Below are 24303 nucleotides of genomic sequence, written 5' to 3'. Positions count from 1 at the left end.
TCCATTGTCTCCTCACCTGAGTGGATATACAACTCATTCCAAGTAACTGACACTGGGTTTCACCAATAGCACTGCTTTGCTAAACATAGTTTAGTTCGAGTGGCTGAGGAGGGACTTGAACCCCCGACCAAGAGATTATGATCCTCCTGCTCTACCAACTGAGCTACTCAGCCTAATTGAAAACCTTGCTATACATGTGACCTACATGTTTTGTATAATATTTCAAATCAAACAAAGATTCAAGTTTTTCCGAGTTAATAACCTTAAGTAAGAGTTTATCTTGTTTCAATTCGGCCAGAAAATCACTGTTGTTTTGTTTCACTTTCATTGCATTGCTCTGAACAATTTTATACGCCTCTTCCCTCGCCAAACCACTATTTACTAACTCAAGCAATACACGCTGTGAGAAAACTAAACCTTTTGAAGAATTTAAGTTCTTTTCAATGTTTTCCTTATTGATCACCAATTTATCTATCAAATCTGTTAATCGCACTAAAGCAAAATCCATTGTTATACAAGCATCAGGAGCAATGCATCTTTCCACAGATGAGTGTGATATATCACGTTCGTGCCACAATGCAACATTTTCTAACGCAGGAAAAACATAACTGCGTATTAAACGTGAGAGTCCAGTCAGATTTTCACTTAAAATAGGATTACATTTGTGTGGCATAGCAGAGCTTCCCTTCTGCCCAGTGGAAAAATGCTCAGAAATTTCGCCGATTTCAGTTCTTTGCAAATGACGAATTTCAATTGCAATATTTTCTATTGAGCTTGCAATCACTCCCAAAATTGAAAAGAACATGGCATGTCTATCACGAGGAATGACTTGAGATGATATGGTTTCAGGTATGAGTCCCATTTCTTTCGCTACATACTCTTCAACAAACGGATCAACATTTGCAAAATTACCTACTGCACCTGATATTTTACAAATTGAGATCTCTTTTTGCGCGCTAATTAATCTCTGATAATTGCGTTTAAATTCAGCATAAAATCTGGCAAATTTTATTCCAAGAGTTGTTGGTTCTGCATGCATTCCGTGACTGCGTCCAACACAAACAATATCTTTATAGTCCTCAGCTTTTTTTTTCAATGCTGCAAGTAAATTTTTTAGATTCTCGAGCAAAATATCACAGGACTCTTTCAGTTGCACCGCAAGGCATGTATCCAAAACATCAGAACTTGTCATTCCATAATGAAGATAACGAACATCAACTCCCGCTTTTTTAGCAATATATGTCAGAAAAGCTATAACATCATGTTTTACAATGGATTCAATTTCGTTGATACATTCAACATCAAATTCAATAGCACCAGAGAGGTTCTCAGCAATATTATTCGGAATCACTCCTAACTTTGCTTGAGCTTCACACGCTAATTTTTCTATTTTAAGCCATATATTAAATTTATTATTTTCCTCCCAAATGGAAGACATTTCTTTTCTGCTATAGCGGGGAATCATTTTTGATTTATTCCAATAATGGTGTCATTCCAGTGCGTGACACTGGAATCCAGATATAAAAGTATTTGCAAATTATTCAATGGACAACGGATTCTAGAAGCATAAAATAATGTCCATGATGAAATAAACTGGATCCCAGTGTCACGCACTGGGATGACATGAGGGAAGCACTGGGATGACACCAGCTTAGCCATGGCAGACATTTCTTTACGACTATAACAAGGGATCATCTTTGATCAGCTATCATCACCATCAGTAGCTTCTTTATTCGCATCTTGCTCTGCCTCTTGTTGCTCAGACTTCTGATTTTGCAATTTTACTTGCCTTAGCTCATTTGCATCTGTTTCGGATTTTACGACGTATATAGTAATTGGTACTACTACTTCACTATGTAATTCTACGTTTACTTGGTATTCACCCAAGTTTTTGATGCTTACTCCACCAAAAGATAAACTACGGTGATCTATCACATGTCCTTCTTGTAGTAAAATTTTCGCAATTTCACGTGTTGTTACAGAACCAAAAATTTTACCATCCTCTGAAGCTTGCTTTATCAATACCACAAACTTATCATGTAGTGACAATGCAAGCTCTTTTGCTACATTTAATCTTTTTATATTCTCTTCTTCCAGTAATAAACGTTGCTCCTCTAGCTTTGTTAAATTTTCCTTGGTAGCTTTCACCGCTTTTCTTTGTGGAAAAAGAAAATTACGTGCATAACCTGGTTTAACTTTGACAACTTCACCAAGCTTACCTAAAGTCCTTATATTTTCCTTTAAAATTATCAACATAAATTACCTAAACTTTTTTAGTACAGTAAGGAATAAGAGCTAAAAAACGTGCCCTTATGATCGCTAAGCGTAACTTCCTTTGTTTTTTTGCACATACGCCTGTTAATCTTCTAGGTAATATCCTACCATAGTCAGAGGTAAACTTGGATAATAAATCTATATTCTTATAATCTATGTCTTCATCTTTAGACGCAGCAAGAGGGCAAACTTTAGAACGCCTAAAGCCAGTCCTATTATTTACAGATACGTAAGAATTATTAAAACTATTTCGTCTTTTCATCATTATGCGCTTTGCTCCTCAATTTGTTTATTCATCATATGAGATTTACCTTCAAAAATTTTATCAACCTGCACAGGAAAGTGGCGAATAACGTTCTCATTAAGTTTCATTCTACGCATAAATTCATCCAGAATGCTTGCAGTAGAACTTATGCACATTATACAATAATGACCGCTCTTCATTTTATTTTTGTGATATGCAAAATCCAAAAGACCCCAATGTTCATACTTGATTAATCCTGATGCTTCAATGTTTTTCAAAAGCATTTCCAACGCTTTGCTCGATTGAGTTGGACCGTTTATTCTAAAATCTTTCAAAATATCTTGAAAAATCTTTATTAGATGTTCTGAAATATTTCTCTTCAAAGCATTTACTGCGTTATGGATAAACGCACTTTTAGTACTGCCTCCTAGAAATTTTGTAAAATCTTGCGTTATTCCTAAATCTTTTAGGTCATCTTTCAACTCTTTATCGATTTTTGACTTCACTTCTTTCAAATTTGAAAGATCTTCTTCTAATTCAACCCATAAAATTTTTGTAAGATCTTCCAAGAAATCAGAGTAAGCAACTAGACTTTCTTTAATGTCCTCAGCACGCACTTCTAACTCTTGTTTTGTAAGCTTGTCATTTCCTTTTTTCAGAATATCCCTGATTTGCTGGAACATAATATCTGCTTTAATATTTTTCAATGAAACAGCTAGCTCTTGGACCATCTCCTCTACTTCTTGCTGTAACAATCCTTGTTGTGCTATAAAAGTAAATTCATAAAGATTCACTATATCTTCCTTTAATACCGATTAAATATTTCATTATATAAAGCTTTTTTATATAAGCAAGTTATTTGTATTAATTTCTACGCCTTTAATCCAGCTTAAATTAGATATTTCATAAATTACTTGAGGAGCAATTGAGTATGTACCTGGTAATAAGATGCTCACTTTATGTTTTTCGAGAAGAAGTTTTAGCATTATTTTGGTTCTGCCTTCATCTTTCAATATTGTGTTTAATTCCATAGCGGCTTTTTGCGAATCCGTGCACTCAGTGGTGAGAACTAATTCTTTTATTGTAGAAGTGACTCTTTTTGTAAACTCAGATATATCCTTGCCTGCTAATCTTGTTGTATTTTCTGAAGCTTCAAGATCAATTATCACAAACGTTCCTGGTGAAAATAAATCTCTTTTTTCTTCTATTATTTCATTATTATAGAATGCTATTTCAGAAACGTTATGGGGATCAGAAAGTGTGAGGATAACAAACCTTCCACGCTCTGAAGTTCTCATACGTGCATTTAATATTACCCCAGCAGTTTTTGCTGTTCTATTTTCTCCGATAAACCCAATATTTAACTTTTCCAGAAGAATTCTAAATTTTTCAAGTGGATGATTAGTTAAATAAAATCCTAGTGAAAATAACTCATGCTCTAATTTTTTCTCTTCATCAAAATCTTCCACATTCTCAAGTTTCGGTTTGAGGACATCAAGGCTACCAAACAAAGCAGCTTGACTTGATTCTCTATCCTGTTTGTTTTTATTTGCAAAGTAAATCAGCGTGTCCATTGACTCATATAGCTGCTTTCTGTTCTTATGCACGCTATCGAATGCTCCGGATTTAATCAGGCTTTCTAGCGCTCTCTTATTTATTATATGACCTGAATTTTGAATGAATTCCCATATGTCCTTACAAGCGCTTGAACGTACGTTCACTATTCCTTCCGCTATAGAAAAACCAACATTCCTCAAGGCAGCAATACCATAACGTATGCGTTCATCCTCTATTGAGAATTCAGCTTGAGACTTGTTTATATCAGGTGAAAGAACGGTAACGCCACTAAACTTTGCTGCATGATAAAATAAATTCAGTTTATCTCTATCATCAATATTCAGATTCATTAGTGCTGTAAAAAATTCTAATGGATAATTAGCTTTAAGGTAAGCCGTTTGATAAGATATAACCGCATATGCTGCAGCATGAGATTTATTAAACCCATAACCAGCAAATTTTGCAACAAGGTCAAAAATATAACTTGCCCTGTCATAATCAACGCCATTCTTCGTTGCCCCTTGGATGAAAAGTTCACGTTGTTTATCCATCTCTTCCTTGATTTTCTTACCCATGGCACGTCTCAGCAGATCTGCTTCCGCTAAGCTATACCCGGAAAGAATACGCGCTATTTCCATCACTTGTTCTTGGTAAATTATTACCCCAAATGTTTCTTTTAATATTCCCTCAAGTAATGGATGAATATAATCTGGCTTTTCAAGTCCATGTTTTCTTGCAACATAAGTTGGAATGTTATCCATAGGTCCTGGACGATAAAGAGAGATTAAAGCGATGATGTCCTCGATGCAGTCTGGTTTTAACTTGATTAAAGCTTCTCTCATTCCCGAACTTTCAAGCTGGAACACTCCAATTGAATCACCGCTTGAGAGTATCTCATAGGTTTTTTGGTCATTTAAAGGAACTGAAGAAATATCAATCTTTTTTCCATCACGATTAATTAAACGACATACATGATCTATTAGCGTTAGCGTACCAAGCCCAAGAAAATCAAATTTTATTAGCCCAGCTTTCTCCACATATTTCATGCTGTATTGAGTGATTGGCAAAGCTGAATTTGGATCATAATACACAGGAACAAAATTTTCCAACTTTTGATCACATATTACAATTCCAGCAGCATGGGTTGAAACGTGACGATATATTCCTTCAAGCTTAAGAGATATATCAAGAAGCTTTGCAATTACCTCATCACTATCCCGCTCTTTCTGCAGGTTTTGATCAAACTCTATCGCTTGTGATAAAGTTACAGGATTTACTGGATTAAATGGAACCATTTTAGATATTTTATCCACTTGAGAGTAAGGCATTTGCAATACTCTACCAACATCACGCAATACTGCCCTTGCCTGCAATTTACCAAAAGTGATTATTTGAGCAACATAACCGTACTTTTTCTGAACATAATCAATAACCAGGTCCCTTTTCTCTTGGCAGAAATCGATATCAAAGTCAGGCATCGATACACGATCAGGATTCAAAAATCTTTCAAATATTAGGCCAAACTTTATTGGATCAAGGTCTGTAATCTGCAAGCCCCAAGCAACAATTGATCCAGCACCAGAGCCTCTTCCTGGACCAACTGGAATGCCATTTGCTTTGCTCCAACGGATAAAGTCAGAAACTATTAGAAAATACCCGGAATAATTCATTGAAGTTATTACGCTTAGTTCGTAATTCAGCCGATCGTAGTATTGTTTAAGGTCTATGTCTGTCTCATTCGCAATACGGAATTCTAATCCTGCAACTGCCTGCTCCCTCAGTTCTTCATTCTCAGTTTTATTTTCTCTACAAGGAAATTTAGGCAAAATAGGCTGCCTGCTTCTTGGCATGTAAGAGCACCGCTTAGCTATCACTAAAGTGTTATGAATTGCTTCGGGAATGTCGCTGAACAGCTCCTCCATTTCTGCCACAGACTTGAAGTAATGCTCGGTAGTTAACTTCTTTCTGTTATTCTCCAGGGCATAACTCCCCTCCGATATACACGTTAATATATCATAAGCCTCATAGTCAGACCTATTTGGAAAAAACACATCGTTCGTTGCAACTAGTGGTATATTGCGCTGATAAGCAAAGTCTATCAAAGCTTCTTCAAGCTCTAGCTCTTTATTCAACCCATGACGCTGCAATTCAACATATAAATGACCATTAAATGCTGAAAGCAGTTTTTCAACCGTTTCTTTATCTTGCCCCAACAATAGTTGAGCCAAACATCCACCGGTTAAAGCGATCAGACCCGTACTTAAATTCAATAGCTCATCAAAATCAACGTAAGGAATATCGCTGTTATTTTTGCGCTTTCTAAAAGACTCACTTACCAAAGTGACTAAATTAGTGTACCCTTGCTCATTTTTTGCAAGCAATAATATAGGTAAATTTTGTTCTGAATGTTTAACTATAATATTGCATCCTATTATTAGCTGTATTCCTCTACTTGCCGCATATTCTGCAAACTCAAGTGAACCAAATAAATTACCTGAATCAGTAATTGCAACCGCTGGCATTTTATTTCGCAAACAAAGGCCGATCAGCTCCTCAATTTTAACCGAGCTTTCAAGCAGCGAATAAACACTATGAACACGTAAGTGTATGAACATAAAAAACTTTAGATCAACAAAAAAGGATAACATTAATTTACCCATGAGAACATAATTTTCATGAGAACAAAAGCCTATAAAATTCTAAAATTAAAATACAAAAACTTGCTTGACAAACTCGGCCAGCGCCCTTATCATGAAACTGAAGCTATTTATTTATCTTCGCAATCTGCAGATTAAAACGACAAAGGGAACTTTGTATTTGGCGTAAATCATGCTTAATTTTTTGCACTATGTGCATCTCATGTCTTTATAAAACTTTTAGGTTTCTACCTATACAAGCCGAAACGCGCTTATAAAGCGTTCAAGACATCAAAAGACGTCAAATAGAACAAGGGAGAATTTGAATGCTAGCTACTACGGGGTTTCTTTGTCTTTTTTTCTGCTTAGTAAATTTCTTAAACATTTGCAGCGTAGGTTAGTTGCAATTAAAAGCAGCTGAATTTCGCTTGTCAAGCGTTTAAAACATAAAAAACGCCAATATTTTAAAGCGGATAATAACTCCAGGGCTTCTTTTGCCTTTTTTTTCATTTGGTAAATTTCTTAACATTTATAGCTAAACGACAACCGTCATCCCGCTGCTTGTTAGCGGGATCTCTTGTTAGCGGCTGAGATACCGCGAATGAATCGCGGTATGACGTAGATTGCTGTCATTCCAGTGCTCCTTTTTTTGTCATCCCAGTGTCTGGGCACTGGGATGACAAGAAAGAGGCTACTTGGATGACACCCTGACAACCGTCATCCCGCTACTTGTTAGCGGGATCTCTTGTTAGCGGCTAAGAGATACCGCGAATGAATCGCGGTATGACGTAGGGATTGCATTAGCTATAATTCTTTAGTTTTCACTTTTCTTTTAACCTTGCAATGATATTTTCTTTGCCGATAAAAATTAATAGTTTAGCGAGCTCTGGTCCTGTTTCTGTTCCTGTTAAAGCTGAACGCAACTGCGTAAATAGGTTTTTTGCCTTTATATCCACTGTTTGTCGAATAGTTTTGACCCATTCTGACAACGTGTTTTCATTACAATCACCTTGGGGCAATGCATTGAACGCAATTTTTATAAGCTCCTTATCAAGAATCACAGGCTCTATATCAGATTTGCATATTTTCCACCACTTGGCCACCTCAGAAAACCTTTCTATATTGTTCCTTATAAAATACCAAAACTCTGAGGAGTCCACTCCAATTTGATTTAAACGGTCTTGCACCATTTCAAATGGCATTTGTTGCAGAACTTTGCTATTTAGCTTATATATTTCACTCAAGCTGAATTGTACAGATGCTGAGCTAAATTTTTTAATATTAAATGAATCAATCAAAGATTGCATACAGGCGCAAGCTTCAATTGGATTGGATGTTCCGAGCTTCACTAAATAACTAACTAGTGCCATCGGTTCAATTTCATCTTCTTTTATAGATTTGATATCTAGCACGCCGGCTCGCTTGGATATCTTGCTATCATCAAAATGTAGCAGAGAAAGGTGAGCAAATGTAGGGATTTTCGCTTTTAATGCTTTAATCATTTGGAGCTGAACTGCGGTATTAGTTACATGATCTTCCCCGCGTACAACATGGGTTACATTAAAGTCAACATCATCAATAACAGAAGGTAACATGTATGTGTAAATTCCATCTTCTCTTTTTACCACAGGGTCACTTATGCTACTGGTTGCAATATTTATTTCACCTTTAACTTCATCATTCCATTTAACAACCTCATTTCTATCCAACTTAAATCTAAAATGTGGTCTTCTTCCTTCTTGCTCATAACTAATTTTCTCTTGCTCAGTTAGAAGTAACGCGCTTCTGTCATATACAGGGGGAAGTCCTTGTTTTAACTGCAATTTTCGTTTAATGTCTAACTCTTCTCTTGTTTCATAGCATGCATAAATATGCCCTTCTTTTATTAACTGCAAAAACACCTCATTGTAACGCTCAAAGCGCTCTGATTGCTTGAAACTTGCATCCCAATTGATACCAATCCATTTCAAATCTTGTATGATATCATTTATATATTTGACATCTGAACGCTGAAGGTCAGTATCATCAAAACGGAGTAAAAATTTTCCATTTTGATTGCGTGTGTACATCCAACAAACCAAGGCAGTTCGTACGTTTCCTACGTGGAGGTAGCCAGTTGGGCTTGGAGCGAATCTTGTTAGCATTTAAATAGCAATATTGTTTACTCTAATTTATTTTAATTTTATATAAATGTACGGCTAAAGCAAGTGAGATCTGCTAATACAATTGAGCAAGAGAAGAATAAGTATGGCTATAGCATTGTGGTACCTTTGATATTTGATGGATTAAGACCATATGATAAATTCAAGAAAATTCACAGCTTGACGACAAAGGCTAATGTAGCATTATATTGGTATCATGACTAACTTAGAAAAGATGAGAGAAAAACTGCAAGATCAAATAAATTATCATAATGTTTTGTATCACCAAAAAAATAAGCCAGAAATAAGTGATGCTGAATATGATGAACTGAAGAAAAAGTTAGCTGAAATAGAGCCAGAAATTTATGCAACACAAGATAGTGTTGGTGCTCCACCTGATGAGAGGTTTTCTAAGGTGGAACATCAAGAACCTATGCTTTCCCTTGAGAATGCTTATGATGAACAAGGTGTAGAGAAATTTTTGCCTAAAATAAAGAGGTTTTTAATTGAGGACAAAATAGAGATATTATGTGAACCAAAAATTGATGGGTTGTCGTTTTCTGCAATTTATGAGGATGGAAGATTTGTTAAAGCTGCAACTCGAGGTGATGGTTTTGTAGGGGAAGATGTCACTCACAATGTTGCAACAATAAAAGGCTTTCCTAAGTTTTTGCAAGGTGTGCAAGGAAGACTAGAAGTAAGAGGTGAAATATACATCAGTAACAGCGACTTTTTAAAGTTAAATGAAAACGATGAATTTGCCAATCCTCGAAATGCAGCCGCTGGTTCTCTAAAGCAATTGGATGCAAACATTACAGCAAGTAGACCTCTTAGATATTTTGCTTATTCTTTAATTGGTGGGGCAGAGAAAAGTCAAAGTGAAATACTAAATAAGCTTGAGGCACTTGGTTTTTGCGTAAATGAGCATCAGTCCTTAACGAGTAGTTTAGATGGAATGCTGAAGTTCTATAATGAAGTCTATAACTGTCGCTATAACTTGGATTATGATATTGATGGAATAGTCTATAAAGTAAATGATTTGGTACTACAAAATCGTCTAGGGAATACTCACAAAGCACCGCGCTCAGCACTTGCATACAAGTTTTCTGCGGTTTATGCAAAAACAAAGTTAAACAAGATATTTATACAGGTGGGCAGAACAGGGGTTTTAACTCCAGTTGCAGATTTAGTGCCAGTCAATATTGGTGGGGTGCTAGTTAGTAGAGCAAGTCTGCATAACCAAGATGAGATAAAACGTAAAGACATAAGAGAGGGAGATATTGTAACAATCAAAAGAGCAGGTGATGTAATTCCCCAGATCGTTGAAGTAAGCAGAGATTCTCGTCTTCCAAATACACCTGAATTTGTGTTTCCTGAAGTATGCCCTGAATGTGGTAGTAAAGTACGTCAGGTTGAGGGAGAGGCGGCAGTAAGATGTCCTGAGGAATTTGCCTGTAAAGCTCAAATAATAGAAAAACTAAAGCATTTTGTATCGAAAGATGCATTTGACATTGTTGGCCTTGGTGATAAGCAGATAGAGTTTTTTTACGACCTTGGTCTGATAAAACAAATCCATGATATTTTTACTTTAGAAGAAAAATTGGATGAATTTAATCTGGAAGAACAGTCTGGCTGGGGCGAGAAATCTATAGCTCATTTATTAAATGCTATACAAAGCAGAAGGGTAATAACTCTAGATAGGTTTATATTTTCTTTAGGTATTAGATTTATTGGCCAAGTTGCAGCAGAATTGCTTGCAGATTATTATGTTTCTTATGATAATTGGTATAATTCGATGATTGAACTGTCATCAGATAATACTGAGCTAGTAGGTATAGACGGCATAGGAAAAAAAGTGGCTGAATCTTTGGAATCATTTTTTTCTAAGGAACATAACATCAAAATGTTAAATGATCTTACTGCTTGTCTTCAAATTCTTCCTGCGAGCTCCAACTCTAGTGACTCTGTTTTAAATAATAAAATTATAGTGTTTACTGGTAAGCTACTTGCTATGAGTAGAGGAGAGGCAAAAGTAAGAGCCAAAACTCTAGGAGCAAAGGTCAGCTCACATCTTTCTGCTAAAACTGACTACCTAATTGCAGGAGAAAAACCAGGATCCAAATATAAAAAGGCAGTGGAATTAGGTGTAGAAATTTTAGATGAAGACCAGTGGCATAAAGTGATAAGTTTGGGAGTGTTCAAATGAAACTTGGATTGTATATTAAATCAAAGTTGCAAGACTATTTAGAGAGTAGCCAATTCTTTCCATCCAAGAATCATTTTATTGACTTGCCTCAATTTTTCAACAGAAGGCAAGTCTTCTGTGCTGAGTGGTAGGCGGACAGTTTGATGTTCTATGAGCCCAATATCATGCAAAAGTGCTTTAGTAGGTATTGGGTTGCTGGCAGTAAATAACGCTTCGCAAGCCTGTTGCCAGATATCTGCCTGAGGGTTCCTGCCATTGAGGCACTTCTTAACATATTCATGTGCTACATATGGCCAAACATTGGAAGCAACGGAAACCAGGCCAGCCGCACCATAAGCGGCCATATCGGATATCATATTATCATCTCCACAAAAGACCTCAATATTTGGTGCAACTTTCTTATACTGAGCTAAAGTATCAACAGTGCCACTTGAATCTTTGATAGCCCAAAATTTTTCGTGGCTGGATAAGTTGCGTACAGTTTCAGCGTGAAGATTTATTCCTGCTCTTGATGGAATATTGTAAAACATAACCGGCACATGTGCTTTCTCAAGCAGCTTTTCAAACCATAAAGTCTGCCCCATAATTCCGGGCTTTGCATAAATGGGAGTTGTCATTAGATAGCCATGAATAGGCATACCCTTGCAAAAATCAAGCCATTCAAGAGTCTGATATAGATTCACTCCTGGTACGCCAATTATAATTTTTGTATTTAATTTTAGCTTACATACGAATTCAACTAATGTACGCTTTTCAGAATCAGTAAGCGATAGGCTCTCACCTGTGCTACCCAGCAACACTACGCCATTTTCAGCTTTAACTTGCATTGTCAGTAAACGCTGCAAACTGCTATAATCTATGCTATCCCCATTGCAATTAAAAGGAGTAATACAAGCAGTCCATAAAAATGTAGATTTCAATTTAAATTGTTAAAATGGTATTTCATCGTCGAGTAGTTCATCTTTTATATCGTTGTCAAAACTTTCGTGTTTATCTTTTTGTTCTGTTTTACCTTGTTTGTATTCACTTGGCTTGTAATCAGGATTTGGCGCACTATTTCGTGAATCCAAGAGAGTAAGAGCGCTATTAAAATTATATAGAACCACCTCTGTTGTGTATTTTTCACTACCGTTTTGGTCAGTCCATTTTCTAGTTCTCAAAGAACCTTCAACATAAACTTTACTGCCTTTACGTGCAAAATCTTTGACGATTTTTACTAATCCTTCACTAAAAATTACGATATTATGCCACTCTGTCTTTTCAGAGCGCATACCGGAAAGTTTGTCAGTCCAACTTTCAGACGTGGCTATTGAAAAACTTGCCATTTCTTTTCCATTTTGTGTAGTCCTAATTTCAGGATCTTTTCCTAAATTACCAACTAGTATGACTTTGTTTATGGTACCACCAGACATAATTATGCTCTAAATAAATCCTTTTATTATCTTATGTGAAAATACTATTGTCAAATTTAATTAAAAGTGCGCTTGGAGGGATTCGAACCCACGGCCTTTGCCTCCGGAGGGCAACGCTCTATCCAACTGAGCTACAAGCGCATATATATTTAAGTTATTTAATAGATAAGCCATCCAAGTCAAATTTTTGTTTTGGATAAAGCGTAAACATAATACTCCCATATCCAAAATATACATTTTGAGAATCATTCGCATGCTTTTTTATTGCTTTTTGATCTACGGTCCATACAAAAGTTACATAATTTTCAGTGACTGAGTGCACTTTTAAATCCTTGGTATTTATAAACAGTTTTCCATTTACCCATATTTTCCATGTATCGGGAGAAAGATATAAAATTGAGTCTAAACTCACTACCTTACAGTTGAAATTATCTGATACCTCCTCTTTTACAGCTCTTGAAGATCGTAAATTGAACTTTTCCATTTCATTGACCATTCTATTAACTGGCTCTTCATCAAAAAAAATGCTTTTTACGTTACTATATTGTGACAAAACGTCAAAGTCACTTTCCACTGCTTCTCTTATTATATCGTCCCGATCTGTATAGCTTAGTTTTTGATTGTTGATAAAGAAACACTCTTTTGCACGCAAATTTGCTATATCAATAAAATCGTCGATTTCTTGATTGCCAACTTTAAGAATACTTTCAAAATATCTTTTTTCTATCATCATTCCATACTGAGAATGATGACAAACCATTTCATCATTACCTTGTTTTTCTATATATACGCATAAATTTCCACTATTTAATCCTAATATTTTATGCTCAATAAAATCTTCATTGCCAATATATTGTCGGCAAGAATACTTCTTACAAATTCCTATGCTTTCTATAATATCTTCACAACTGCAATATGCATTAACATTGGAAATGAGTAGCGTAAAAATAAAAAACAGCTTTATATTCATTATCTTATCTACTTAATATAGTATACCAATCAAAGACTATATTAGCTCTCACTATCTCTATCATATTACCATTCAAAATCTGATTCATAGTTGCAGCATCAATATTTCTCTGCTTGTTTAAAATAAGAGATTTGATCATAACATAACCAGGCAGATTTGGAATAGACTGTAAAAATAAAAAAATATGCTTATCGCTGATTGAGCTTAAATTTAGGGCCACTTCACTTTTTATTACTTTTGTGCGTTCACTTTTGTTGTGGAGCTCAACTTCTTCGGGTATAGAAATTGATATTTCAGGTTCTAATATATAGTACTTTTTATATAACTTGCTAAGCTCGAAATTTAAATTTGCAATGTATCTGCTACTATGTAAATTTGAAGAAGAAATTTTTTTCCATAAATCTAGGTTTTTATTTAGAACAACTTCCTTTTTTTGAATTCCAGTAATCTGTAAATTAATAGAACGTATTTTATCAATCGCAATTTGGTTTTTATTATAAATCTTTTCGTTATAGATAACAACATATGTTAATAACCCTATTAATCCAACAGATAATAACAAATACGATATAAACTGAATTGTAGCTTTTCTTTTTAATTGAGAGATAGTCATTAATCTACATTGCCTCTCCTATTTCAACATCAATAGATAGATTTTGCTCTTTAGCAGCAGGTAAGCTAGAAATATTAATGTCATAGGTACGAAAATTATCGTTTAAATTTTTTCGTAGTTTCTCGTATTGATGAGAAATATTTTTACCGGATTGAAAATTAAACTTTAAAGTTGTGGTAATATAACTTTTTGCCTCATTATAATTCCATTCAAATGATCGAAGCTCTATACCTGGTATTTTTAACTTTTCTACATACTTAACTTGTGTAAGAGGAGAGTATTCTATTTTTGATAAAATATTATTGATATTAATAAAATCATAAATTTCATCTATTTTTTTTACATTATAGCTTTGGCTAAGTTTTGTTAATTGGTTATTTAAGGTGTTCTGCTTTGCTGATAAATTATCAGCGACATTGAAATTTGAATACAAATTTAGCAAACAAAGGGTGTTTGTTATAACTAAAACCAGGGCGAAGTATAGAAAAATTCGAGGAGAGTTTAAATAAAGGTAATTGAATAGATAAAATTCTTTAGTTTCCTTTGTATTAAAAATAGCTGCTAATTTATTCTTAAAGCTATGAAACAAAATTATGGTATCGCAAAAGTTATCTTTTTCACTTATAGCTAGTTCTGCTCCTAATAGTTTGCCTAACTCATATGGAGTTAATATGTTCACACTGTTCTCTGAAAAATTTATGACTGATAAACTAGCTTTGATATCTTCTGACACTATGATACAAAGGTCGATAGGGTTATTTTTTTCAAACCCAAACTTAGTTAAGGATCGAATAGTATCTTGCACTTCCTGATATATTCCACCAGCGATAATTCCTGGTAAATTATCATTAGTAAATGATGTTAAGCGCGTAAATACCATTTTATTCTCTTTAAGAACCACTTGTCTATAGCCTCCCGTTTTAGTTGCAGCAACTATAATTTTCCAATTATTAGGATCTTTATGTAGAATCTTTTTTGTTATATTACTTATTTCTATAGGAAACATTAATATTCCCTTAAAGTTGGAGCCTATCTCAATAAACACATTCAACCAATATTCTACTAAATGCTTTGCTTTTGATGAAACAAGAAGATAGCACCAGTTTTGATTGAATTTGTTTGGCTTCTCAACCAAAAAAACTGAACTTATGTCATTATTACGAGAAAAATGCTCCATCTTTGTTTTTGCTGATAGATAGGCACTAATCTTGTTTGCCCTTGTAATAAACTGTAGCGAGTAATTTTGATCTGCATGATTAAGCACCAGGTATAAAGGTGCTTTTTTATCTGACGAAAGACATGAAATTAAATCGGAAACTGCTTTATCGTTTTTGCCCTTAACAAAATACCTTTTATTTAAAGTATTATTTTTAAAATATAGTAACATTATGCCTTCTTCTCCAATAGAAAGCATAAACTTACTTTTGGATTTTGAACTAAACATATTAACAAAGCATATACTTATCTAGAATTAAAAAGGCAATTTATTGAAATTCATTAAACGTTAGAGGGAAATATTGTTATAAATTTTCGCAGCAACATTATTTATATTATAATTTTTTTTATAAAATTACCACTAATATTAAGTTATTTAGATAACAAATTAAGAAAATTCATTAAGACGAATTTGTTGTTTTTCAAATTGTAGGTAAACCTAAGCCACTTTAGCTATATCTGCCGATTGACTTTAATTAATAAGAGTTATTAATCTATTTACTATTCTTGTAATATTATTTCTAATGGTAAAGAAATATATATTTTTCTGGAACAGTTGTTATTTCAGATACAGAATTTATTGTAAGTAAACTAACCATTTGCTGAAGAGCGCTCATCTTCTGTGGTACTTGATGATGGAGCAACTAATTTGCTCAAAATCTCATCTTTTGGTCCCATAGCGTAAATGACACCATCTGACATGAGGATCACCTTATCAACTACGGACAATAACGGTAGCTTGTGAGTGATGATAACAGTAGTAGTATTTTGTTTTCTTGCAATGCCAATTGCATTAATTAAGCATGCCTCTCCATTGCTATCTAAGTTAGCGTTTGGTTCATCAAGTACTAAAAGTTTTGTGTGACCATAAAAAGCTCTGGCAAGTCCAAGAAGCTGTTTTTGGCCGCCAGAGAGCGTTACTCCTCCAGGACCTCCTATTGTTGTATCATATCCATTTGGTAAGCTTAGTATTAGTTCATGTATTCCTGCAATTTTTGCTGCTTTGATTATTTCTTCAGGATTTGGATCTGGCCTCATGCGAGCAATATTAGCTTTGACACTAGTGTTAAATAACTCAATATCCTGAGGTAAGTAGCCAACATAATTACCAAAATTTTCTCGATTCCAAGTATATACATCAGCGCCATCTAGTCTGACTACACCAGATATTGGCTTCCATACACCAACAGTTAATTTTGCGATAGTGGATTTACCAGAAGCACTTGCACCAATAACACCAACTACATCTCCAGGATCTATAATGAATGATATTCCTTTTACTGTCGGCTTATTGCTTCCATAAGGAGTAAAAAATACTCTATCAAATTCCAATTTTCCTTCAGGTTCTGGTAGAGCCATCGTTTGCTCTCTTTTTGGCGATGTTAATATAAGTCTTTGTAGCCTTCCATATGACATTCTAGCCTGATTTAAAAACTTCCAAGTATGAACCGCAGCATCAAATGGTGCTAATACTCTACCCATTAAAATTGAAGCAGCGATGATGCTACCGGCAGTCTTATGAGCTGTGATTGCAAGTAATGCACCTGTTCCAATTACTGATATTTGCAGAGTTGAGCGCAAAAACTTAGTGATTCCAGTAATTACATTAGAGCGATTTTGTGCTTTAATTTGCATTGCTCGATTCTGATCATTTCGTTTACACCAATCAGAGACTATGAATTCTGACATGCCCATAGCTTCAACCACTTCTGCATTTCTTGTTGCAACATCTATAGCATTGATATTCCGTATAGTTTCTTCGTTGGTTTCTTGTAATATTCGTTTAGTGGCAAGTTCATTCCATATTGCCATAGAGACTAATATAATAATTCCAGTAATAGCTATAAACCCCGTGGAGGTATGTATCATGAAAATCACAACAAGGTAAATTAACGACCATGGAGTATCAAACAGTGAGAATATACCATTTCCTGTAATGAAATTTTTTATCACTCCGAGATCTCGTATTGCTTCACCACTTGAAGTTGAGCTCTGCACTGACGTTAGCCTGATTGACCTTACTATCAGATCTGGTGTTGCAGTTTTATCGATCCAATCACCTATTTTTGCCATGGCTAAATATCGACAAGTTTCAAGCATTGCAGAACATGCAAATGCAGATAAAGTGATAATTGTCAGCATAGTTAGTGTTGATACACTTTCGCTCGATATCACCCGATCAAGCACTTGAGAGGTATAAAGTGGTAGGAATAACATTAATAAATTGATTCCCGCACTAAACCAAAAGATAAACCAAAATGCACTTTTGCATTTTTCTAGGCAAACATATAGAGTACTTTGCTTCAATTCTTTTTTTATTGATGGCGTAATTTCCACAATCTTCCTCTTAATTTGATTACATGCACCATATACAATTTTTATTACAAAAATATTAATAACGGTAGTTAGCTTACTTTAAGTGAGTAAAATATTAATATATGTGAATAGGAAATATAAACAATGGTAAAAAGAAGTATAGTTAATATTTCCTTCATTGCCTATAGCGAAGCTACGTCATACCGCGATTCATTCCATAGCTGTACGAACATTCATTTTTGAAGGTAAACTGCACAGCAAATGGTGTCATGAAAGTAGCTGACACTGGGATGGCTTTGTTGCATCGCTACTTATGAAAGGCTAACTATAATTAGGATTATAAGCAACTTATTGAAAATCTTGTTTTTTTGCAATCAATCTGATCAAATTTAAGAATAGTAATTTGTTATTTATATTAATAAATTTAATTCTATTGAAAATAGCTAAAGCATTGAAATTCTTGAATTTTAGCCGGATTAGTGAGTGGTAGTGAAATTTCTTTTACTCAAATTTAGGTATTCACTGACCGTTCTTGTTATAAATACCAGAATAATAAGCTACTGATATTCTCCACCTTTTTTATCTTTAATCCATCATAGCTAGCGATGCAACAAAGCCCACCGATTCATTCTACTGCAACGCAGAAAATTCGTACAATTGTGCATAATGTGGGGCTTCTGGCTACATTTTTCTATTGAACTCACCTTTTCTCTATGTGACAGATTTCGTATTAAATTTTAAATTTAATGCGCCTAGATATACAAGCATTCCTAGCAAAACCATAGGTATAGAAAGCAACTGCCCCATAGTTAAATCAAGCCACAAATAGCCAATTTGATAGTCTGGTTCGCGAAAAAACTCAACGAAAAAACGTGCTATTCCATACCACATAACTGCAATACCAGTTAACGCACCGTGATACAGTCTTATTCTAGTTAAGAAAAACAGTGAATTTGCAACTGCAAAAAGTAGCAGTCCTTCAAAAAGTGCCTCATAAAGCTGGCTTGGATGATGCAGCAAATTATCACCACTCTCTGGAAATACCATACCCCATGGCATAGTTGTAACTCTGCCAAATAACTCTCCGTTTATAAAATTGCCTATGCGACCTAAAAATAAACCTATGGGAACTCCGCAAGAAACTAGGTCCAGTGCATAAAATATAGGAATGTTATGTCTTCTGCAGGAGATTATTACTGCAAGCAAAACTCCTATAGCACCACCATGAAATGACATCCCTCCTTCCCAGGTCTTCAATATCTCAATAGGGTTGCTTATATAAAGAACTGGATCATATATCAATACGTAGCCAAGTCTACCTCCAAGGATAATACCTACAATAGTGGCTGTTAATAACGAATCGTAAAAATTCTTAGTAAATATTTTTTGGTCATCTAGCTTATGTAAATACCAATATGCAAACACTATACCCAAAACGTAGGCTAAGGAATACCAATATATAGAAACAGGACCGATGCTGAAAATTACTGGATTTAAAGACATATTTTGCTATAAATTATTCTTAGACAATCTACTTTTTTCACGATCCCACTCTCTCTGTTTTATGGTTGCTCTCTTATCGTAGAGTTTTTTTCCTTTTACAATGGCAATTTTAGTTTTTGCAAATCCTTTATCGTTAAAATAGACCGAAAGCGGCACAACAGTTATCCCAGCAGTCTTGATTTGACCAATTAGTTTATTTATCTCCTTTTTATGCAAGAGTAATTTACGTTCCCTTTTTGGTTTATGATTTTTTCGGTTCGCAGCTTTATATTCTGCAATATGCATATTGTGCAGCCATACTTCGCTATTCTTTTCAACAACGTAGGCGTCGGAAATATTTACTTTTCTTTCTCTTAGCGATTTAACTTCACTGCTTAATAAGACCATACCCGCTTCAAATTCTTCTAAGATGAAATATTCAAACCTTGCTTTCCTATTTTCTGCAATAACTTCCATATCTAAAGATATCTTTAAGCTTCAATATATTACAGAGTTTTTGACTTAATTCATAATAAAACAGTTATCCCAATAAATATAAGGTGCCAGGCTAGTCTGATAGCAACAGGATAACAAAAATCAAGTAAGTGCTTTTTCTGTCTCTCTAGGCACAAGTTCCTTTACTTCTTTCATTTCAGTTTTAGGCTTTGACATTATATATTGACCAGCACCAACTATGAGCGCAGATCCTGCAGCTAGTCCAATTATTGCTGGTACAGATAGGGCAGTAGCAAATGCAAGTGCAACACCAACTATCACTGCAGTTACAAAACACACAATAACACCTTTTACAATTGCATTTTTTGCAGATTGTTCTTTTTCTTTCACAATTGCATTTTTTCCAATTTGTTTTTCTTCCTTTTTCTCTGGAAGCTGCATTACATCTTTATTTTCGGTAAGATCCTTTGGCGTTTTTTTATTCTCATTTTTTAACGTTTGCTTTTTTTCCGCTTCCTCTAAAAGCTGAATTATACCTTGATATTTAGTAAGGTCTCTTGGCGTTTTTCCATCAACATCTTTTAATGAAGGGTCTGCTTCAGTGTGTAGCAGAACTTCCACCACTTTTATTTTGCCATTTTTAGCAGCAAGATGTAAAGGAGTACGTCTATCACCATTTTTTGCATTAACCTCTGCTCCTTTTGCGATTAGAGTTTTTACTACATCTTCGTGGCCATTTTTAGCAGCAAGATGTAAAGGAGTACGTCTCTCACCATTTTTTGCATTAACCTTTGCTCCTTTTGCGATTAGAGTTTTTACTATATCTTCGTGGCCATTTTCAGCAGCAACATGCAAAGGAGTCCATCTATCAGCATCCTTTATATTAACATCTGCTTTCTCAACTAGAATTTTTACTACCTCTATGTGGTTATTTTCAGCAGCAAGATGTAAAGCAGTACATCTATCATCATTTTCTGCATTAACCTTTGCTCCTTTTTTGATTAGAATGTCTACTACATCTTTATGGCCCTCTCTGGCTGCAAGATGTAAAGGAGTCTCGTCCACAATACCTTCTGCATTAACATCTGCTTTCTCAACTAGAATTTTTACTACCTCTATGTGGTTATTTTCAGCAGCAAGATGTAAAGCAGTACATCTATCATCATTTTCTGCATTAACCTTTGCTCCTTTTGCGATTAGAATGTCTACTACATCTTTATGGCCCTCTCTGGCTGCAAGATGTAAAGGAGTCTCGTCCACAATACCTTCTGCATTAACATTTGCTCCTTTTGCAATGAGAGTTTTTACTACATCTTCGCAGCCCTCTCTGGCAGCAAGATGTAAAGGAGTACATCCATCATCATCTTTTGCATTAACGTTTACTCCTTTATTTAATAGGTTTTTCACCTCCTCCTCATTATTATGTTTAACAGCTGAATGCAAAGCTTTGATGTTCTCTTGTGCCTTTAATAGAGCTTCTTTTACCGCTTTATGGCCTTTTTGAGAAGCAAATGTTAAAGGAGTCCATTTATAATGGTCTTTCGCATTAACATCTGCTCCTTTTTCAATTAGAGTTTCTACTATATCTTTGCGGCCATTTGCAGCAGCAAGATGTAAAGAAGTCCACCCATCACTATTTTTTGCATCAACGTTGATTCCTTCTGCTTTTGATAGAACTTGTACTATCTCTTTGTGGCCATTTGTAATAGCAAGATGTAAAGGAGCCCATCCTTTATCATTTTCTGCATTAACATTTGCTCCTTTTCCAATTAGAGTGTTTACTACATTTTTGTGGTTCTTTTCAACAGCAAAATGTAAAGAAGTCCATCCATCACCATTTTTTGCATCAACAATTGCTCCTTTTCCAGTTAGAATGGTTACTACATCTTCGTGGCCATAGTGAGCAGCAATATGTAAAGGAGTAATTTTATTATCATGTTCTGCATTAATATCTGCTCCGTTTTCAATCAGAGCTTTTGCTACATTTGCACAGTTCCAAAAAGAAGCAAGATGTAACAATTTGACTTCCTTAGAACCTGTTTAAAATCTCGGAGAGATGAGGTAAAATAGTGGTAGATTAAGAATGAGGTATATCTATGCGTAAAAATTATCCAAGTGATATGAGTCGAGAGCAATTTGAAAAAATCAGACCAATACTAGAGAGTAGCAGGAAGAAAACGAGACCAAGAAAACTTGATTTGTATGATGTATTTCGTACAGTGTTATACGTCCTAAAAAGTGGTTGCCAGTGGAGAATGTTGCCAAAAGATTTTCCAAGGTGGGAAAGCGTATATTACTATTTTCAAATGTGGAATAAAAAGAATGGAGAAGAACCAAGTTTGTTGGAATTAGTTTTAAAAAAAATTGGTTGGAGAGATCCGTATCAACAATGGTCGGAAAGAGAAAACTAGCTTCTGTATAATTGATGCTCAAAGTGTTAAAAACACAGATACTGCTGAAAAAAAGGGCTATGATGCAGGTAAAAAGATTTCAGGCATAAAGCGTCATATTGCAGTTGATACTCAAGGTCTACCACATGCAATTTATGTAACAACAGCAGAAGTAACTGATCGTAGTAGCGCTGTAAGAATGGTTGAAAATGCTAAAGATACCCTTTCTGAAGTCAAAAATATATTGGTTGATGCAGGCTACACAGGAAAAATTTTTGCAACCCAAATAAAAGATATTATTGGTGCAACTGTTGAGGTAATAAAGCGCAGTGAATTACATTCTTTTGTTGTATTGCCAAAGAGATGGGTTGTTGAGCGTTCTTTTGCTTGGTTAGAAAAGTGTAGACGGCTATGGAAAAATTGCGAACGTAAACTCAATACCAGCTTGCAAATGATTGTCCTTTCCTTCATTTCTCTCCTATTACGAAGATTTTAAACAGGTTCTTACAGCATTTTGAAATCCTGTATCACTAGCATTGACATTCATTGCAACGCTTGTTTTGAAATTGTCATTGCTTGTGAGTCTAGTAAATATTGCATCCTCTGATGGAATTAGCCCTCTACTGTTTAAGAACTGTTTTGCTGTTTGTTCAGTTCCAACATTATACTCTGCTTTATCTGTGCTAGCTATGGCGTCCCCCAATTTATCCACTAAAATTGATTTGTCGCCGTCTTGTGCAGGAAGTATAGCTTCCGCGAAAGCTTTCTTGTTTGCTGCATCTGTAAGGTTAGAAGCATCGATTTTAGCAAACGTAGTATCTGTAACAGTTTTAGTATAAACTTCATCAGCTGGAGCAGCTTTAATATATACCTTATTTGTAAAATCAGAAGAAGCAGTTATAGCATCCACGACCTCTTTTTCTGCAGCTTTTGTTTTAAGCTCTGTAGCTTTAACAACTTTATCAGTGAGTTTGTCTAACATAGCATTTACACCAGCATCAGTTACGTTGTCACCAGCAACATTAACTTTGGTAGTGAGATCAGAAACTTTAGCAACTCTCTCGTTTGCTGAGAGCTTATCTAACATAGCTTTCACACCAGCTTCAGTTGCATTATCACCAAGAACGTTAACTTTAGTAATGAGATCTGGAACTTTAACAACTTTATCAGTGAGTTTGCCTAACATAGCATTTACACCAGCTTCCTCTACATTAGAACCATCAATTTTAGCAACTACGTTAGCTCCAGTAAGTCTGTCTAGCATAGCATTTACGCCATCTTCAGTTGCATTGTCACCGTTAGCTTTAACAACTTGGTTATTTCCTCTAAGTGTGCCTAGCATAGCAGTTACACCAGCTTCAGTTGCATTGGAACCATCAGTTTTAACAAATGCAGTATTTGCAGCAGTTTTAGTATAAACACCACTATTACCAACACCTGCTGCGAGCTTTTCTACTAAAGCATTTATAAAAGCACCGTCGTCTATGAGCTCTTGTTCTGTCTTAGCATTCAATTGATCACCTAACGCCATATCACACTCTCCGTTAATTATAAAAACCATAGCATGCATGAAAAAAGTATAATTTTCGTTAATGCTAGATTTTACATAAGTTTTTTTTGAGGTTTGTCGTTTCAGAATTCTTCTCTTGCTATCCCAGTCCCCTCTCCTGTCATCCGAGTAGCTGACACTGGGATCCAGTTTTCCATATAATCTCATCGAAAATGTTGTAACCACTTTCTATACTAGTTTGCTTGCTCACAAGCAAACTTTCCTGGATCCCAGTGGGCTTTGTTGCATAGCAACTGAAAAAATCTGGTGGCTACTGACAAAATTCATTATAAAATAGCCATTTAACCTTGAAAGAAAAAATATGCCACAAAAAATGAGGGTCAGTAACCATAGCGAATATAACAAATTTCTAGAAAAAAGAGGAAATATTTTTCATTATATCAACGAAGCCATAGAAAAGTGGTACGAGAATGGTCCAAAAATACCAGGTGGCAACAATATTTATAGCGATAAAGTTGTAATTTTGGTGCACATAATAACTTGTTTATTTAGAATAGGCCTGAGGCAAACAGTTGGGTTTATAGCAGGATACCTTGAGCAAATTGGGAAAAATTTGCAAGTTATCAGCTATTCACAATCATCAAGAAGGTTTAAGAAACTCAATATTAAGATCAATGATTGCAGAAAATAATATGGAAGATATCGAAATTGCTATAGACAGTACAGGAATTAGTATATACAACAACACTCCTGGTCATAGCAAAGAAAATAGCGAAGATAGAAAGTATCGCAGCTATGAACAGACAAGAAAATTGCATGTAATGTTGAATACAAACAGCAAAAAAGCCATAGCTGTAAAATACAGTAACGGCTGATCACTA

The 24303-nt window shown here is 35.0% G+C and carries 21 protein-coding genes and 2 tRNA genes; 4 read left to right on the top strand and 19 right to left on the bottom strand.

The annotated features are described in order from the left end of the window. Positions 1-100: 100 nt before the first annotated feature. The 8 genes from AAGD72_RS05620 to gltX all read right to left on the bottom strand — a co-directional run bounded on the left by AAGD72_RS05620 (position 101) and on the right by gltX (position 8855). Positions 101-173, bottom strand: a tRNA-Met gene (locus AAGD72_RS05620). Further along, entirely contained in the window at positions 173-1465 is a 1293-nt protein-coding gene (purB, locus tag AAGD72_RS05615) for an adenylosuccinate lyase (protein WP_341814763.1), read from the bottom strand. The genes AAGD72_RS05620 and purB overlap by 1 nt, the downstream gene beginning before the upstream one ends. A 236-nt stretch (positions 1466-1701) precedes the next feature. Beyond that, the gene (gene rplI, locus AAGD72_RS05610; RefSeq protein WP_006279792.1) at positions 1702-2256 is read right to left on the bottom strand and encodes a 50S ribosomal protein L9; all 555 of its coding nucleotides are present in this window, start codon (positions 2254-2256) and stop codon (positions 1702-1704) included. Positions 2257-2263: 7 nt separating this feature from the next. Further along, the gene (rpsR, locus tag AAGD72_RS05605; RefSeq protein WP_007548890.1) at positions 2264-2539 is read right to left on the bottom strand and encodes a 30S ribosomal protein S18; all 276 of its coding nucleotides are present in this window, start codon (positions 2537-2539) and stop codon (positions 2264-2266) included. After that, the gene (locus tag AAGD72_RS05600) at positions 2539-3312 is read right to left on the bottom strand and encodes a 30S ribosomal protein S6 (RefSeq protein ID WP_010082465.1); all 774 of its coding nucleotides are present in this window, start codon (positions 3310-3312) and stop codon (positions 2539-2541) included. The genes rpsR and AAGD72_RS05600 overlap by 1 nt, the downstream gene beginning before the upstream one ends. 48 nt (positions 3313-3360) lie before the next feature. Further along, positions 3361-6690 (bottom strand): DNA polymerase III subunit alpha, encoded by a 3330-nt coding sequence (gene dnaE, locus AAGD72_RS05595; protein WP_341814762.1) that lies wholly within the window; start codon positions 6688-6690, stop codon positions 3361-3363. Between the two features lie 357 nt (positions 6691-7047). Next, complete coding sequence (locus tag AAGD72_RS05590) at positions 7048-7221, bottom strand: hypothetical protein (RefSeq protein WP_341814761.1); 174 nt, start codon at positions 7219-7221, stop codon at positions 7048-7050. A gap of 311 nt (positions 7222-7532) precedes the next feature. Continuing rightward, positions 7533-8855 (bottom strand): glutamate--tRNA ligase, encoded by a 1323-nt coding sequence (gene gltX, locus AAGD72_RS05585; protein WP_015589198.1) that lies wholly within the window; start codon positions 8853-8855, stop codon positions 7533-7535. Between the two features lie 214 nt (positions 8856-9069). Between gltX and ligA the strand changes: the two genes are divergently transcribed. Then, positions 9070-11058: an NAD-dependent DNA ligase LigA gene (gene ligA / locus AAGD72_RS05580; protein ID WP_341814760.1), complete on the top strand. Its 1989-nt coding sequence runs from the start codon at positions 9070-9072 to the stop codon at positions 11056-11058. A 38-nt stretch (positions 11059-11096) separates the two neighbouring features. Here ligA and dapA read toward each other — a convergent pair whose 3' ends face one another. The 10 genes from dapA to AAGD72_RS05530 all read right to left on the bottom strand — a co-directional run bounded on the left by dapA (position 11097) and on the right by AAGD72_RS05530 (position 21541). Then, positions 11097-11978: a 4-hydroxy-tetrahydrodipicolinate synthase gene (gene dapA, locus AAGD72_RS05575; RefSeq protein ID WP_341814759.1), complete on the bottom strand. Its 882-nt coding sequence runs from the start codon at positions 11976-11978 to the stop codon at positions 11097-11099. A gap of 9 nt (positions 11979-11987) precedes the next feature. Then, positions 11988-12470, bottom strand: coding sequence for a single-stranded DNA-binding protein (gene ssb / locus AAGD72_RS05570; RefSeq protein WP_341814758.1), 483 nt, complete (start codon positions 12468-12470; stop codon positions 11988-11990). 67 nt (positions 12471-12537) lie between these two features. Then, positions 12538-12611: transfer RNA gene (locus AAGD72_RS05565), tRNA-Arg, on the bottom strand. A gap of 13 nt (positions 12612-12624) precedes the next feature. Next, the gene (locus AAGD72_RS05560; RefSeq protein ID WP_341814757.1) at positions 12625-13440 is read right to left on the bottom strand and encodes a hypothetical protein; all 816 of its coding nucleotides are present in this window, start codon (positions 13438-13440) and stop codon (positions 12625-12627) included. Between the two features lie 4 nt (positions 13441-13444). Next, positions 13445-14053 (bottom strand): hypothetical protein, encoded by a 609-nt coding sequence (locus AAGD72_RS05555; protein WP_341814756.1) that lies wholly within the window; start codon positions 14051-14053, stop codon positions 13445-13447. A 4-nt stretch (positions 14054-14057) separates the two neighbouring features. Continuing rightward, positions 14058-15497, bottom strand: coding sequence for a hypothetical protein (locus AAGD72_RS05550; RefSeq protein WP_015589193.1), 1440 nt, complete (start codon positions 15495-15497; stop codon positions 14058-14060). A gap of 362 nt (positions 15498-15859) precedes the next feature. Next, positions 15860-17605 (bottom strand): type I secretion system permease/ATPase, encoded by a 1746-nt coding sequence (locus AAGD72_RS05545; protein WP_015589192.1) that lies wholly within the window; start codon positions 17603-17605, stop codon positions 15860-15862. A 690-nt stretch (positions 17606-18295) separates the two neighbouring features. Then, entirely contained in the window at positions 18296-19087 is a 792-nt protein-coding gene (gene lgt, locus AAGD72_RS05540; RefSeq protein WP_341814755.1) for a prolipoprotein diacylglyceryl transferase, read from the bottom strand. A gap of 6 nt (positions 19088-19093) precedes the next feature. After that, positions 19094-19543, bottom strand: a complete 450-nt coding sequence (smpB, locus tag AAGD72_RS05535) for an SsrA-binding protein SmpB (protein ID WP_007548863.1) — start codon at positions 19541-19543, stop codon at positions 19094-19096. Between the two features lie 120 nt (positions 19544-19663). Continuing rightward, positions 19664-21541 carry an ankyrin repeat domain-containing protein gene (locus AAGD72_RS05530; RefSeq protein WP_341814754.1) on the bottom strand — a complete coding sequence of 626 codons (1878 nt, stop codon included), beginning with the start codon at positions 21539-21541 and terminating at the stop codon, positions 19664-19666. A 77-nt stretch (positions 21542-21618) separates the two neighbouring features. On the opposite strand from AAGD72_RS05530, the gene AAGD72_RS05525 reads away from it, so the two are divergent. Continuing rightward, a protein-coding gene (locus AAGD72_RS05525; protein ID WP_341814566.1) for an IS5 family transposase occupies positions 21619-22408 on the top strand; the annotation gives its coding sequence in 2 pieces (ribosomal slippage) (positions 21619-21879 and positions 21881-22408; 789 coding nt in all). On the opposite strand, the gene AAGD72_RS05520 is transcribed toward AAGD72_RS05525, so the two are convergent. Continuing rightward, positions 22394-23473 carry a hypothetical protein gene (locus AAGD72_RS05520; RefSeq protein WP_341814753.1) on the bottom strand — a complete coding sequence of 360 codons (1080 nt, stop codon included), beginning with the start codon at positions 23471-23473 and terminating at the stop codon, positions 22394-22396. The genes AAGD72_RS05525 and AAGD72_RS05520 overlap by 15 nt on opposite strands. A gap of 310 nt (positions 23474-23783) precedes the next feature. Between AAGD72_RS05520 and AAGD72_RS05515 the strand changes: the two genes are divergently transcribed. After that, complete coding sequence (locus tag AAGD72_RS05515) at positions 23784-24113, top strand: transposase (protein ID WP_007548762.1); 330 nt, start codon at positions 23784-23786, stop codon at positions 24111-24113. Continuing rightward, on the top strand, positions 24097-24297 hold the full coding sequence (locus AAGD72_RS05510; protein WP_010082383.1) for a hypothetical protein: 201 nt from the start codon (positions 24097-24099) through the stop codon (positions 24295-24297). Before AAGD72_RS05515 ends, AAGD72_RS05510 begins: the two co-directional genes overlap by 17 nt. Positions 24298-24303 lie beyond the last annotated feature (6 nt).

The organism is Wolbachia endosymbiont (group A) of Chalcis sispes (assembly GCF_964026765.1).
Lineage (GTDB): Bacteria > Pseudomonadota > Alphaproteobacteria > Rickettsiales > Anaplasmataceae > Wolbachia > Wolbachia pipientis.
The sequence above is the reverse complement of the archived record's forward strand: the minus strand, read 5'-3'. Positions and strand labels throughout refer to the sequence as shown.

Excerpts from the sequence above, each read along its gene's own strand:
- smpB (WP_007548863.1), bottom strand. The coding sequence starts at position 19,543 with ATGGAAGTTATTGCAGAAAATAGGAAAGCAAGGTTTGAATATTTCATC.
- AAGD72_RS05560 (WP_341814757.1), bottom strand. The coding sequence starts at position 13,440 with ATGAATATAAAGCTGTTTTTTATTTTTACGCTACTCATTTCCAATGTT.
- purB (WP_341814763.1), bottom strand. The coding sequence starts at position 1,465 with ATGATTCCCCGCTATAGCAGAAAAGAAATGTCTTCCATTTGGGAGGAA.
- gltX (WP_015589198.1), bottom strand. The coding sequence starts at position 8,855 with ATGCTAACAAGATTCGCTCCAAGCCCAACTGGCTACCTCCACGTAGGA.
- AAGD72_RS05550 (WP_015589193.1), bottom strand. The coding sequence starts at position 15,497 with ATGTTTAGTTCAAAATCCAAAAGTAAGTTTATGCTTTCTATTGGAGAA.
- ssb (WP_341814758.1), bottom strand. The coding sequence starts at position 12,470 with ATGTCTGGTGGTACCATAAACAAAGTCATACTAGTTGGTAATTTAGGA.
- dnaE (WP_341814762.1), bottom strand. The coding sequence starts at position 6,690 with ATGTTCATACACTTACGTGTTCATAGTGTTTATTCGCTGCTTGAAAGC.
- lgt (WP_341814755.1), bottom strand. The coding sequence starts at position 19,087 with ATGTCTTTAAATCCAGTAATTTTCAGCATCGGTCCTGTTTCTATATAT.
- AAGD72_RS05510 (WP_010082383.1), top strand. The coding sequence starts at position 24,097 with ATGATTGCAGAAAATAATATGGAAGATATCGAAATTGCTATAGACAGT.
- AAGD72_RS05555 (WP_341814756.1), bottom strand. The coding sequence starts at position 14,053 with ATGACTATCTCTCAATTAAAAAGAAAAGCTACAATTCAGTTTATATCG.
- rpsR (WP_007548890.1), bottom strand. The coding sequence starts at position 2,539 with ATGATGAAAAGACGAAATAGTTTTAATAATTCTTACGTATCTGTAAAT.
- rplI (WP_006279792.1), bottom strand. The coding sequence starts at position 2,256 with ATGTTGATAATTTTAAAGGAAAATATAAGGACTTTAGGTAAGCTTGGT.
- AAGD72_RS05590 (WP_341814761.1), bottom strand. The coding sequence starts at position 7,221 with ATGAAAAAAAAGGCAAAAGAAGCCCTGGAGTTATTATCCGCTTTAAAA.
- ligA (WP_341814760.1), top strand. The coding sequence starts at position 9,070 with ATGACTAACTTAGAAAAGATGAGAGAAAAACTGCAAGATCAAATAAAT.
- AAGD72_RS05515 (WP_007548762.1), top strand. The coding sequence starts at position 23,784 with ATGCCACAAAAAATGAGGGTCAGTAACCATAGCGAATATAACAAATTT.
- AAGD72_RS05520 (WP_341814753.1), bottom strand. The coding sequence starts at position 23,473 with ATGGTTTTTATAATTAACGGAGAGTGTGATATGGCGTTAGGTGATCAA.